Annotated in this window: 13 protein-coding genes; 6 read left to right on the top strand and 7 right to left on the bottom strand. The window is 44.9% G+C overall.

What is annotated here, in order from left to right; genetic code table 11:
• Positions 1 to 24: 24 nt before the first annotated feature.
• The 3 genes from minE to minC are packed head-to-tail and all read right to left on the bottom strand — an operon-like array spanning position 25 to position 1,788.
• A complete protein-coding gene (gene minE, locus BW947_RS12895; RefSeq protein WP_007648439.1) occupies positions 25 to 282 on the bottom strand; it encodes a cell division topological specificity factor MinE in 258 nt (85 codons plus the stop codon).
• Between the two features lie 2 nt (positions 283 to 284).
• On the bottom strand, positions 285 to 1,094 hold the full coding sequence (gene minD / locus BW947_RS12890) for a septum site-determining protein MinD (RefSeq protein WP_076500207.1): 810 nt from the start codon (positions 1,092 to 1,094) through the stop codon (positions 285 to 287).
• Positions 1,095 to 1,122: 28 nt separating this feature from the next.
• Positions 1,123 to 1,788 carry a septum site-determining protein MinC gene (gene minC / locus BW947_RS12885; protein WP_076500205.1) on the bottom strand — a complete coding sequence of 222 codons (666 nt, stop codon included), beginning with the start codon at positions 1,786 to 1,788 and terminating at the stop codon, positions 1,123 to 1,125.
• Positions 1,789 to 1,911: 123 nt separating this feature from the next.
• Here minC and BW947_RS12880 point away from each other — a divergent pair, with 123 nt between their 5' ends.
• Complete coding sequence (locus tag BW947_RS12880; RefSeq protein ID WP_076500203.1) at positions 1,912 to 2,190, top strand: YcgL domain-containing protein; 279 nt, start codon at positions 1,912 to 1,914, stop codon at positions 2,188 to 2,190.
• A 137-nt stretch (positions 2,191 to 2,327) separates the two neighbouring features.
• The gene (locus BW947_RS12875) at positions 2,328 to 2,768 is read left to right on the top strand and encodes a YcgN family cysteine cluster protein (RefSeq protein WP_076500201.1); all 441 of its coding nucleotides are present in this window, start codon (positions 2,328 to 2,330) and stop codon (positions 2,766 to 2,768) included.
• A gap of 90 nt (positions 2,769 to 2,858) precedes the next feature.
• Here BW947_RS12875 and BW947_RS12870 read toward each other — a convergent pair whose 3' ends face one another.
• Positions 2,859 to 4,379 (bottom strand): methyl-accepting chemotaxis protein, encoded by a 1,521-nt coding sequence (locus tag BW947_RS12870; protein WP_076500199.1) that lies wholly within the window; start codon positions 4,377 to 4,379, stop codon positions 2,859 to 2,861.
• A gap of 468 nt (positions 4,380 to 4,847) precedes the next feature.
• On the opposite strand from BW947_RS12870, the gene pheS reads away from it, so the two are divergent.
• The 4 genes from pheS to lpxM all read left to right on the top strand — a co-directional run bounded on the left by pheS (position 4,848) and on the right by lpxM (position 9,577).
• Entirely contained in the window at positions 4,848 to 5,831 is a 984-nt protein-coding gene (gene pheS, locus BW947_RS12865) for a phenylalanine--tRNA ligase subunit alpha (protein WP_076500197.1), read from the top strand.
• A 15-nt stretch (positions 5,832 to 5,846) separates the two neighbouring features.
• Positions 5,847 to 8,234 (top strand): phenylalanine--tRNA ligase subunit beta, encoded by a 2,388-nt coding sequence (gene pheT / locus BW947_RS12860; RefSeq protein WP_076500195.1) that lies wholly within the window; start codon positions 5,847 to 5,849, stop codon positions 8,232 to 8,234.
• A 3-nt stretch (positions 8,235 to 8,237) separates the two neighbouring features.
• Positions 8,238 to 8,534 (top strand): integration host factor subunit alpha, encoded by a 297-nt coding sequence (gene ihfA, locus BW947_RS12855; protein WP_006081370.1) that lies wholly within the window; start codon positions 8,238 to 8,240, stop codon positions 8,532 to 8,534.
• A 104-nt stretch (positions 8,535 to 8,638) separates the two neighbouring features.
• Entirely contained in the window at positions 8,639 to 9,577 is a 939-nt protein-coding gene (gene lpxM / locus BW947_RS12850) for a lauroyl-Kdo(2)-lipid IV(A) myristoyltransferase (RefSeq protein WP_076500194.1), read from the top strand.
• A 166-nt stretch (positions 9,578 to 9,743) separates the two neighbouring features.
• On the opposite strand, the gene hypA is transcribed toward lpxM, so the two are convergent.
• From hypA to hypD, 3 genes are read right to left on the bottom strand one after another with little or no spacing between them, the layout of a single operon-like run.
• Positions 9,744 to 10,097: a hydrogenase maturation nickel metallochaperone HypA gene (gene hypA, locus BW947_RS12845; protein WP_076500192.1), complete on the bottom strand. Its 354-nt coding sequence runs from the start codon at positions 10,095 to 10,097 to the stop codon at positions 9,744 to 9,746.
• Entirely contained in the window at positions 10,097 to 11,113 is a 1,017-nt protein-coding gene (gene hypE, locus BW947_RS12840; protein WP_076500190.1) for a hydrogenase expression/formation protein HypE, read from the bottom strand. Before hypE ends, hypA begins: the two co-directional genes overlap by 1 nt.
• Positions 11,106 to 12,245, bottom strand: coding sequence for a hydrogenase formation protein HypD (hypD, locus tag BW947_RS12835; protein WP_076500189.1), 1,140 nt, complete (start codon positions 12,243 to 12,245; stop codon positions 11,106 to 11,108). Before hypD ends, hypE begins: the two co-directional genes overlap by 8 nt.
• Positions 12,246 to 12,258: the final 13 nt, after the last annotated feature.

Below are 12,258 nucleotides of genomic sequence, written 5' to 3'. Positions count from 1 at the left end.
GCTTTTTTATTATCGACGTATCACTTATCTGTCAGGCAAAGTGACGTTTAACTCAAGCACTGATAGGTTATCGTCGTTTTGATCTAACTGTACAGACACTTGATCATCAGAAATCTGCACATATTTACGGATAACGGCAATAATTTCTTGCTTCATCTGCGGGAAATAATCAGGAGTATCCCTTTGTCCACGCTGATGAGCCACAATGATCTGTAGGCGCTCTTTTGCCATTACCGCAGTGCTAGGCTTTTTCTTGCTTTTGAAATAGTCGAGTAAAGACATAATTAGCTACCAAATATCCGTTGTAAGAAACCTTTCTTTTCTTCTGTAATAAAGCGTACTGGAACATCTTCGCCCAGTAAACGCGCGACGGTGTCACTGTAGGCTAAGCCGGCATCACTTTCTTGATCGATAATCACAGGGACGCCTGAGTTAGAGGCCTTTAGTACCGATTGTGATTCAGGGATAACGCCAAGTAATTCAATTGCTAGAATCTCTTTGACATCGTCCACACTTAACATTTCACCCGATTTTACGCGGCTAGGTGAATAACGAGTCAGCAATAAGTATTCTTTTATTGGTTCAAGATTTTGCTCCGCGCGGCGTGATTTACTTTGCAGCATACCTAAAATACGGTCTGAGTCGCGCACTGAGCTGACTTCTGGGTTAGTCGTCACAATGGCGACGTCGGCGAAATACAATGCCATCATCGCGCCTTGTTCAATCCCCGCTGGTGAGTCACACAAAATAAACTCGAAGTCTTTGGCTAAATCGTCTAAAACGCGGCCGACGCCTTCTTTGGTTAATGCTTCTTTATCACGGGTTTGCGAAGCGGGTAAAATAAATAATTTATCGCAACGCTTATCTTTAATCAGTGCTTGGTTTAAATTTGCTTCACCATTGATAACATTGACGAAGTCATAAACGACACGACGTTCGCACCCCATGATTAAGTCTAAATTCCGTAAACCAATATCGAAATCGATAACGACGGTTTTGTGTCCTTGCATGGCAAGACCGGTCGCAATTGCGGCACTCGATGTGGTTTTACCTACGCCGCCTTTACCTGAAGTGACAACAATAATTTGTGCCATGTTTCTCTCTGTCCTTTGTTCTGCCATTTTAGAGGGGCAATGATTCAACCATAAGCGACTCACCGTTTAGGCGAATACAGCCGCTTTTATCTGAGCTATGTTGTTGTAGATTTTCAGCGAGCCAATATTGTCCAGCTATTGAAACGAGTTCGGCTTCCAGAGAGTGGGCAATAATAACTGCACTGGTATCGCCCGCCGCGCCCGCCATGGCTTTTCCCCGCAATGCGCCGTAGATATGAATGCTACCATCTGCGATGACTTCTGCGCCATTACCTACCGCACCAAATATGATTAAATCACCATTTTTAGCATAGACTTGTTGGCCTGAACGAATATTTTGCTTCACTATTTTAGTTTGGCGTGGCGCTGGCGGAGGAGTGCTGCTTTGTTTTCCTGCCTTGACTATGGCAAGGCCTAAGTCTTTGGCCTGTTTACTAAGCACGGTTGTCGCGCCCGTTATGCCAACAATCACTAATTGACGTGAAATCAACAGATCTTTTAACGCACTTAAATTTAAGCTGTCGTGTTGAATGGCGCTGAGATTAACAACCAAAGGTGCACCCAGAAAAAACTGAGGAGCCTGTGCTAATTTGCTGTCTAACTCAAGCATGACAGCCTGTAAATCACTGCTATTAATATGAAGCACTGAAAGAGTAAAAGAAGCGCCTTTTAACTCTACGCTAGGTTTTGACATCCCGGCACTATTCTCCAGAAATCATCAGTCGGTTCGCTGATTTTACAATTAAATTACTAGGCGACCATGTTATAGTGTGCCCCAGTGACTGGCAAGTTTGAACTATTGGATATTTGTACTCTTATGCTATGTGCCGTTTATAAAAGTAGTCGAAAGGCTGATACTTATTTATTTGTGAAGAAAAGAGATTTCTTTGACGATGTACCAGCGCCTTTAATGGAAATGTTTGGTGTACCCAAGCTGGTGATGGTGTTTCCTATTGCTAAACGTGATGCGTTAGGTATGGCCGACATTGAAAAGGTAAGGGCTGCAATGGCTGAAAATGGCTTTTACTTACAAATTCCACCACCTCAAGTTAATTTACTCACCGAGCATAAACTCAGTCTTGGTATTAAAGATTGAGCTAATATGGGGATATATTTTTTTATGAACTTGGCTGCGGCTGAACACTCGTTATTTTGAGTAGAGCTATCTAAACTTAAATTAGTGTAAAATAGCCCGCATTACGCGGGTGTTTTATTAAGAAGATATCGTTAACCATGGCATTTTGGCAAAGTAAGACATTAGCGCAGATGAGCGCAACCGAGTGGGAATCACTGTGTGATGGTTGTGGTAAATGTTGTTTAAACAAGTTGATTGATGATGAAACCGAAGACTTGTATTACACCAATGCCGCCTGTCTTTTACTCGATCATCAAAGCGCAAGTTGTCAGCAGTACAGTGACCGTTTCAGCTATGTACCTCAATGTACTGTGATTACGATTGATAATATCCATGAATTGACTTGGCTGCCCGATAGCTGCGCTTATCGTCGCCTCTGGGCAGGTCGTGAGCTACCAAGCTGGCATCCATTGATTACAGGCTCCAAAGAAGCTATGCATCTGGCTGGCATGTCGATTCAAGGCAAGGTGATTGACGAAAGACGCGTGAAAGATATCGAAGATCATATCGTGCTATGGCCGCTAAAAGATATGGATTAATTGCTTTGCAGTCAGTTTGCAGATTTAGAGTAATAAATAAGGGAGCGATTATCGCTCCCTTATTTATTATGAGTCTCAGCTAATTTGTCGCTAGATTTTTAACCCTACCATTAGCTGATCAAGTTGTCCTGCTGTTGCTTGCAGCTCATCACAACCCGAAACCGATTGGTTAGCTGATTGTTCCACGTCGTGGGACTGGTTACGAATTTCCATTAAATTGGTGGCAATTTCGTTGGCCACTGCCGATTGTTCGTCGGCTGAGGTGGCAATGAGTACGCTCATCTCAAACACTTTATTACTGTGGTGAGCAATTGCATCGAGATCTTTACCGGTTTGCAACACATGTTGTTTGCCCTCATTGGCTTGAGTCACTGTTCGTGACATCACTTGAGTCAGATTGCGTGTGCCCGATTGCAGCGATTCGATCATGGTTTTAATTTCAACCGTGGCTGTTTGAGTACGCCCCGCCAGTGTACGCACTTCATCAGCCACTACCGCAAAACCACGCCCTTGTTCACCAGCGCGCGCCGCTTCAATTGCCGCATTGAGGGCAAGCAAATTGGTTTGCTGAGAAATAGCATTAATGGAAGAGACCACCTCATCAATTTTACTGGCATTATCATTGAGAATACCTACCGCATTTGAAGCGGCAGATATTTCATCCGATAATACATCGATAGCTTTAACTGTGGTTTCTATGTCTTTACTGCCAGCACTAACTTGTTGATTAGCTTCTTGGGTTTCGGCGGATGATAGCTCAGCATTGCGGGCGACTTCTTTCACTGCGGCAGTCATTTCTTCCATTGCAGTGGCTAAAGAGTCCAAATGTTGTCTCTGATTAACCGCTAAGGATTGACCTTGCTGCGCCGTGTTACGAAACGATGATACGACTTCGCGGATTTTAGCGGTCGATTCGGCAATTTGCTTGACTAAGGTGTGTTGACGTTCTACTAAGGCATCAATACTGATGGCTAAGATACTGAACTCATCTTTTACTTCAAAAAAGTTTAATCGTCCGGTCAAATCACCCGATGCCGCTCGTTTTAATGCCATCACTGTAGTGTAGAGCGCGCCGCCAACGAAGGTTGAAATGTAATAGCTGAATAAAAATAATACCAATAACAATACTGCTATTAGGCCATAAACCAATAAATTATCTTTTGCGAGTAGGGCATTAAGTTCATTGTTATCTAATGGGATAATAGTGATGAGATTTTCACCGTTAACGGAGCTGACCGCTCTGGACTGTCCGTTACTGTCATCAATGCCGCCGCCACTACGAGCAATAGATTGTATTTTACTGTCGGCTTCATTGATTGAAACAATACTGACATTACCTTTGTTGTCGTGACTGAGCTGACTCAACACATTTTGGCGCTCTTGCTCGGGCAGTTTGTTATATAAACTGCCCGTCACTTGATTTATTTGTTGTGCCGCGTTTTGTAAACTTTTGAGTTGCCCTTGCAGTAAAGTTTGCTGCGTTTGTTGGTTTAAGAAAAGCGCCATCCCGATAATCATTAGCATAGGGATAATAGAGAGAATAGCGAACTTAGTTTTTAAGGTCATATGAATAAGATATTGATCTACCCAGCGAAATTTAACTTCTTTCATTAGCGCCTCGATAAAATTGGCCGAGAACCGAATATAAATCGGTTAGGTTGCCATAAGCTTTACGTTGTCTGCCTTGTAAGCAAATACCTGTGTTGATGTTAATTCTTTGCAGTCATTATGGTTTTGTTTGCTGCAATTTTAGCAGGGTACAGATGTGAGTTTACAGTTTAGTTACATGCTGGGCTAGAGGGGCAAAGCGGATGTTCTTGCGGTAAAAACTATCCTTTGGTTTCTACTGGCGTAAAACCCGCGCTTAGATTTGGGGTAACACATGAATTTACATAATAAAAACCCCTAATAAGCCCTAGTAATATGTCGCTCGCTCGCGTAAAATTTCTATCCTTTTATTTCGTTATAGCTAGCAAAGCGTCTGGCATTAACGCCCGATAACCTGAGCACCCAAATAGCCTGAAAGTTTGGCGCCCATAGCACTTGTTTATCAAGCGCGACTATGCAGTGGAAGAGAAAATGCAGCAGTTAACTGAGATCGTAGAACAAGCCTTAGTCATTATTGACCAGGCCAGTGATCTAAAAGCACTGGATGATATCCGTGTCGATTACCTTGGTAAAAAAGGTAAAATAACCGACATGATGAAAATAATGGGTAGCTTAAGCCCTGAAGAAAAGCCAGCCTTTGGCCAAGCGGTCAATGATGCTAAACAGGCGATTCAACAAAAATTAACTGAGCGCATCGATGGTCTGAAAAGTTCGGAACTGGAAGCTAAATTAATCGCTGAAAAGATTGATGTGACTTTGCCAGGCCGTACTCAAGAGATTGGTGGCTTACATCCTGTGACTCGTACCATTGAACGTATTGAAACTTTCTTTGGGGAATTAGGGTTCTCAGTCAAGCATGGACCTGAAATTGAAGATGACTTTCACAATTTCGACGCACTTAATATCTCTGAGCACCACCCAGCGCGTGCTGATCATGATACCTTTTATTTCAATCCTAAACTGATGTTGCGTACCCAAACCTCGGGCGTGCAAATCCGTACCATGGAAACTGAAAAACCGCCATTACGCATTATTTCTCCAGGCCGTGTTTATCGTAACGATTACGACCAAACGCATACGCCAATGTTCCACCAAGTGGAAGGGCTGTTGGTGGATGAGCATGTGAACTTTGCCGAATTGAAGGGCATTTTGCATGATTTTCTGCGCAATTTCTTCGAAGAAGATTTGCAAGTACGTTTCCGTCCATCTTACTTCCCCTTCACAGAACCTTCAGCAGAAGTGGATGTGATGGGTAAAAACGGTAAATGGCTAGAAGTGTTAGGCTGTGGCATGGTGCATCCAAATGTGCTGCGCAGTGTGGGCATCGATCCAGAAAAATACTCTGGTTTTGCTTTTGGTATGGGTGTCGAGCGTTTAACCATGTTGCGTTACGGCGTAAGTGATTTACGTGCGTTTTTCGAAAACGACCTACGCTTCCTGAAGCAATTTAAATAACGGAGCTGTAATAGCATGAAATTTAGCGAATCTTGGCTTCGTGAATGGATTAACCCTTCTATTAGCCGTGAAGCATTATCCCACCAGATCACTATGGCTGGTCTTGAAGTCGATGGCGTTGAAGCCGTGGCTGCCGATTTTAGCGGTGTAGTGATTGGTGAAGTGGTTGAGTGTGGTCAGCATCCCGATGCCGATAAACTGCGCGTCACTAAAATTAACGTCGGTGGCCCAGAGCTGATTGATATCGTCTGCGGAGCACCAAACTGCCGTCAGGGTCTTAAAGTGGCCGTGGCTATGGTTGGCGCCGTATTACCTGGCGATTTCAAAATCAAGAAAGCCAAGCTGCGTGGCATGCCATCAGAAGGCATGTTGTGTTCATACAGCGAACTGGGTATTAACGTCGAAAGTGATGGCATTATCGAATTGCCATTGGACGCGCCATTAGGCACTGACATCCGCGACTATCTGCAACTTAATGATGCCGTTATCGATGTGGATTTAACCGCCAACCGTGCCGATTGCTTAGGCATGGCAGGTCTTGCCCGTGAAGTGGGCGTGTTAAACCGCCAAGCTGTGGCTGAGCCGCAGTGGCAGTCAGTAACGCCAACTACAGATTCACAGGTGACGATTAACGTTAAGGTGCCTGCAGCTTGCCCACGTTACTTAGGCCGTGTGGTTAAAAACGTTAATGTTAAAGCGCCTACGCCATTATGGATGCAAGAAAAACTGCGCCGTAGCGGTATTCGCTCAATCGATCCTATCGTTGATATCACTAATTTCGTGTTGATTGAATTTGGCCAACCGATGCACGCCTTCGATCTTGCCAAGTTAACTGGCGATATCCAAGTGCGTTTAGGCACAGGCGAAGAGAAAATAACCCTGCTTGATGGCAGCGAAGTAACGATTCCAAGCGATACCTTAGTGATCGCCGATGATGCGCGTCCATTAGCCCTTGCAGGTGTGTTTGGCGGCGAATACTCAGGCGTGAGCGACACGACCCAAGACATACTGCTTGAATGTGCGTTCTTCGCGCCGCTTGCCATTATGGGTAAGTCACGCCGTTTAGGCTTGCACACTGATTCATCACACCGCTTTGAGCGTGGTGTTGACCCAGAGATGCAGCATAAAGTTATCGACCGGGCTACCCGTTTAGTGCTCGATGTCTGTGGCGGTGAAGCGGGTCCAGTGGTTGAAGCCAAATCAGATGCTGATTTACCAAAACCTGCACAAATTGTTTTACGTCGCAGCAAGTTAGATAGAATTTTGGGGCACCATGTGCCAGATACTGATGTGGTTGAAATTCTACAACGCTTAGGTTTTGGGGTTGTGGTTAATCAAGATAGTTGGCAGATCACAACCGCGACTTACCGTTTTGATATGGCGATTGAAGAAGATCTCATTGAAGAAGTGGCGCGGATTTACGGTTATGACAATATTCCTAATACGGCGCCCGTTGCCGCGCTGCGTATGTCTGACCATAAAGAATCAAACTTAAGCCTAAAACGCGTGCGTGCCTTATTAGTCGCTCGCGGTTTCCAAGAAGCGGTAACCTATAGCTTTGTTGATCCCAAACTGCAAAATCTGGTTCACCCAGGCGTTGCGGCAATGGTGTTACCTAACCCCATTTCCAGTGAAATGTCGGCCATGCGTCTGTCAATGTTCACCGGTTTATTGGCAGCAGTGGGTTACAACCAAAGTCGTCAACAGAGCCGTGTGAGACTTTTTGAAACGGGTTTGCGCTTTGTTCCTGATATCAATGCAGAATCTGGTGTAAGGCAGCAAGCAATGCTTGCGGGTGTCATTACCGGACTCCAAAATGATGAACATTGGTCGATGGAATCGAAAACGGTTGATTTTTTTGACCTTAAAGGTGATTTAGAAGCTATTATCGGCTTGACAGTTTCCGTCTCAGAATTTAGCTTTAGAGGGGCGACGCATTCTGCTCTCCATCCGGGGCAATGTGCTGAAATATTGAGAAATGATCGCGTAATCGGTCATATAGGTGCAATCCATCCTAGTTTGGAGAAGCCTTTTGGACTCAATGGTAAAACCATCGTTTTTGAGTTGGAATTGGATGCTTTATTGCATACCAGTTTACCGCTAGCCCAAGCTGTATCTAAGTTTCCAGCTAATCGTCGTGATATCGCAGTAGTAGTAGATGAGAGTGTGTCTGCAGGCGATGTGATGAAATTGATAAGAAAAGTTGGCGAAAATCAGTTGGTTGGCATAAACTTGTTCGATGTATACTTAGGTAAAGGTGTTGAACCTGGCAAGAAGAGCCTGGCGATAGCACTTACATTACAAGACACTACTCGTACGCTTGAGGAAAAAGAGATTGCTGAGACGGTTGCTTCAGTTGTTTCTGCCCTTAAGTCCGAGTTCAACGCATCGTTGAGGGATTAAAGTATGGCACTTACCAAAGCCGAAATGGCAGAACATCTTTTTGAAACACTCGGAATGAACAAACGTGTCGCCAAAGAGATGGTTGAGTCGTTCTTTGAAGAAATTCGGGGCGCCCTCGAAAGTGGTGAGCAGGTCAAGTTATCTGGCTTTGGCAACTTCGACCTTAGGGATAAGAATCAAAGACCGGGAAGGAACCCAAAAACAGGCGAAGATATCCCTATTTCTGCTCGTCGTGTCGTGACTTTCCGTCCTGGCCAAAAGCTGAAAACTCGTGTAGAAGCAGCAAACACGGGTAAGTAGTTTCGTTTGTTTGATGGGAAGGCCACTCCTTTGAGAGTGGCTTTCCTGTTTATTTTTTAGTGCAATATTTTCATTGTCCTTATCCACTGTCTGAGGTGATTTCTTTGTCAAGACAGCCTAAACATTTCGACCGTCGTTTTAAACTCGCCTTATTACACCCTAAATACTGGGCCACTTGGTTGGCGATTGGTCTATTAGTCATTTTTGGACTCATGCCTGCATGGCTGCGTGATCCTATTGCAAGATTATTAGCAAAAATGGTGATGCCGATTGCTAAAAAGCCCATCCGCATTGCCCGAGCTAACTTAACAGCGTGTTTTCCTGATAAATCTACCGCTGAAATCGAAGCGTTAATTCAACAAAATGTGCAAAATTTTGTGCTAGTGCTGTTAGCTCAAGGCGAATTACTCGTACGATCAAAAGCGCATTTGCGTCGTAGAGTAAATCTTCTTGGCTTTGAGCATGTGCTCAAGGCACAAGCAGCGGGGCAGCCGATTATTTTTGTTATGCCCCATGTTTGGCCCATCGATTATGCTGGTTTACGCTTAAATGTTGAGTTACCCATGGTGACAATGGCTAAGGCCCATAAAAACGGCTTATTTAATTGGTTTAGTAATCGTGTTCGCAGCAGTTGTGGTGGCCATGTATATATGCGCGAGGCGGGTATTCGGGCGTTATTAGCCGAGCTTAAACGCGGTAACAGTTTCTTTTATCTTCCCGATGAAGATTTAGGTCCAGAACAAAGTGTATTCGCGCCTTTTTTAGGCACAGTTAAAGCAACATTGCCTGTCGTTGGACGTTTAGCGCAGGCGGGTAATGCCCAAGTGCTACCAGTTAAGATTGGTTATAACCAAGTAACACGTCAGTTTGATCTGACTGTGATGGCAGCTATTGCCCCCGAAGATATGCAGGGTAAGGAAAATGAAGCTCTGGCACTGAATAAAGTGGTTGAGCAAGTGATTCTAGCGTATCCAGAACAGTATATGTGGTTTTTACGTGTACTTAAAACGCGGCCAGAGGGTGAAGCCTCTATCTACGGTTGATGAGTGATCGGCAGACCCGTTGACCGGTTTGTGTTGCAAAAATGGCTTTGAGCACTCAGTGCTCAAAGCCATTTTTTGAGGGTTCCTAAAACGATGACACATCTACAGCGATAGCACTTTTTATCAATACAGCCTTCACTAGAAATACAGATAAGGAATATTGTATCTAATCTCCATCTTGCTCCATTTCAAGCTGCATCAATAACATCTCTTCACCATCTAGCACGCGGGTGCGATAGCTTTGGCAGGCTGGGCAAATAATCGTGCGTTCACTCAAAATAGATTCGATCTGGCAGTCATTGCAAAGTATCACTAAAGGCTGAATTTGCATATTTAGCTGCGCATTATGGCAAATGCTATCTTGTTTAAAGGTATCAAATGCAGTGTGTAGCAATGCGGGCTCAACGCCGCTCATCACGCCAATTTTGATGTCCACCCGAGTGATGTGAGTCGCCTGATTTGCTAAGGCATGTTGTTCACATTGCTCAATCAGCGCACTCACAATCGAATATTCGTGCATCAGCAAATCCTTGGTAGCAGTTCCCCTTTGGGGAGGTCAAGATAGCGCTTGGTATTCCAAGGGGTTTTTAGGATAACTTTTCCGACAGACTCATCACTTACTGCGCCGATAATGGCCGCGTGCTCACAGTGGCCAAAGCGCTGCATAATTTCTAAAGCGCCTAAGGCGATATTATTGGGTACGGCTAAAATGAAGGTGCCTTCGTTAGCCAGATCCATAGCCTCAAAACCATAGATCTCACACAGCCCTTTAACCTCATCACTGACGGGAACACAAGCTTCATCGACTGTGATGCCAACATTAGAAGCGACGGCCCATTCATTAAGCACGGCTGATAAGCCACCGCGGGTCGCATCACGCATTGCATGGATTTGTATATTTGCAGCAATGAGCTGCTCGACCACTGGCCAAAGTGTTGCGCAATCGCTTTGCAATGCCGATTCGAGCGTTAATCCTTCGCGCGCCATTAAAATTGCCGCGCCGTGACAGCCAATATCGCGAGAAACAATAATCGCATCACCAGCGGTGAGATTTGCCGCCGATATATTAGGGCGTAAAATACGGCCAATACCCGAGGTGTTAATAAATAAACCGTCGGCGCAGCCCTTAGGTACCACTTTTGTGTCGCCGCAAACAATCCGCGCACCACTTTGTTTTAACTCCTTTGCCATACTGCGGACAATGGTGGTTAATGCATTAATAGAAAAACCTTCTTCTATGATCACGCTACAGCTTAAATATTGAGGTTCTGCGCCCATCATGGCCAAATCGTTTACTGTGCCTGCGATGGCGAGCTTGCCGATATCACCGCCGGCAAAAAACAGTGGCGATACGGTAAATGAGTCAGTAGTAAAGGCGTTGGCACCGTGCAAATCAAGTTTTGCAGCGTCTTCTTCGCTACGCAAAATAGGGTTATCAAACTCGGCAAAAAAGAGATCGCGAATGAGTGTATTCATTTCTTTGCCGCCACCGCCGTGGCTGAGTTGAATGGATTTATCTTTTGGCGTATCAGCCATGATTTAGCTCCTTAATATCAACACCTTGATAGCGATAATAGGCATTACAAGCGCCTTCGGAGCTGACCATGCAACTGCCTAAAGGCGTTTCGGGATTACAGCCGCGGCCAAAGACTTTGCAGTCTTTGGGTTTAGCGAGACCGCGCAGAATATCACCGCACTGGCAAGCTTTATGATCGTCAATTTCTTTTACCGGTAAAGATGCTTTAAAGCGCAGTTCGGCGTCTCTATGGGCATATTCCGATTTAAGTTGCAGTGCCGAATGTGGGATTGGACCTAGGCCGCGCCAGCGAAATTGCGGCCGAATATCAAAAGCTTGATTAACTTTAGCTTGTGCTGTGAGGTTACCGTTTTCAGATACTGCGCGGCTATATTGAATATCCAACTCTGCTTTGCCGGCCGCTTTTTGGCGCACAATACGTAAAATAGACTCCATCACATCAACAGGCTCAAACCCTGAAACCACCACGGGCGTACCGTAGTTTTCGACTGTGTTGCGATAGATTTTAGCGCCGCTAATAACGCTCACATGTGCAGGGCCAATAAAAGCATTAACCCTGACGTTAGGGTCTTGCATCACAGCATCAATAGCCGGTGGTACCATTACATGATTAATGTGAAATAGCAGATTATCGAGTCTTTCTTGTTCAGCCAGTTGCAATAAAATGGCGGTCATTGGTGTTGACGTTTCAAAACCGATGGCAAAAAACACCACGGTCTTATTGGGATTATCGCGGGCAATTTTTAATGTATCTAAGGGGTCATAAATTGGGCGGATATCGCAGCCTTTGGCTCTAAAACTGGCTAAGGAACCTTGGGATCCGGGCACTCGGATCATATCGCCTAGCGTCACAAGAATTGCATTATCTTGGGAGGCAAGCGCCGCCGCTTGATCAATACGCTCTTTGGGCATAATACACACAGGGCAGCCAGGGCCGTGGATAAATTCAATATTATCAGGCAGTAAATCCAACAGGCCGTATTTCATAATTGTGTGAGTATGGCCGCCGCACACCTCCATGATATTGATTTGTTGCTTGACTGATTTAGCGGTTAATTGAATATCCCGTGCCAAATTAGCAATCGTATTGGGATCGCGAAAACCTTGATAGAGGTGTTTTAGTTCAAGCATGCGCTTTCCTTGG

It is taken from the genome of Shewanella morhuae, assembly GCF_900156405.1.
Lineage (GTDB): Bacteria > Pseudomonadota > Gammaproteobacteria > Enterobacterales > Shewanellaceae > Shewanella > Shewanella morhuae.
This window is presented reverse-complemented; position numbering and strand designations above follow the sequence as displayed.

Excerpts from the sequence above, each read along its gene's own strand:
- minC (WP_076500205.1), bottom strand. The coding sequence starts at position 1,788 with ATGTCAAAACCTAGCGTAGAGTTAAAAGGCGCTTCTTTTACTCTTTCA.
- BW947_RS12875 (WP_076500201.1), top strand. The coding sequence starts at position 2,328 with ATGGCATTTTGGCAAAGTAAGACATTAGCGCAGATGAGCGCAACCGAG.
- minD (WP_076500207.1), bottom strand. The coding sequence starts at position 1,094 with ATGGCACAAATTATTGTTGTCACTTCAGGTAAAGGCGGCGTAGGTAAA.
- hypA (WP_076500192.1), bottom strand. The coding sequence starts at position 10,097 with ATGCACGAATATTCGATTGTGAGTGCGCTGATTGAGCAATGTGAACAA.
- hypE (WP_076500190.1), bottom strand. The coding sequence starts at position 11,113 with ATGGCTGATACGCCAAAAGATAAATCCATTCAACTCAGCCACGGCGGT.
- pheT (WP_076500195.1), top strand. The coding sequence starts at position 5,847 with ATGAAATTTAGCGAATCTTGGCTTCGTGAATGGATTAACCCTTCTATT.
- BW947_RS12870 (WP_076500199.1), bottom strand. The coding sequence starts at position 4,379 with ATGAAAGAAGTTAAATTTCGCTGGGTAGATCAATATCTTATTCATATG.
- pheS (WP_076500197.1), top strand. The coding sequence starts at position 4,848 with ATGCAGCAGTTAACTGAGATCGTAGAACAAGCCTTAGTCATTATTGAC.
- hypD (WP_076500189.1), bottom strand. The coding sequence starts at position 12,245 with ATGCTTGAACTAAAACACCTCTATCAAGGTTTTCGCGATCCCAATACG.
- BW947_RS12880 (WP_076500203.1), top strand. The coding sequence starts at position 1,912 with ATGCTATGTGCCGTTTATAAAAGTAGTCGAAAGGCTGATACTTATTTA.
- ihfA (WP_006081370.1), top strand. The coding sequence starts at position 8,238 with ATGGCACTTACCAAAGCCGAAATGGCAGAACATCTTTTTGAAACACTC.
- minE (WP_007648439.1), bottom strand. The coding sequence starts at position 282 with ATGTCTTTACTCGACTATTTCAAAAGCAAGAAAAAGCCTAGCACTGCG.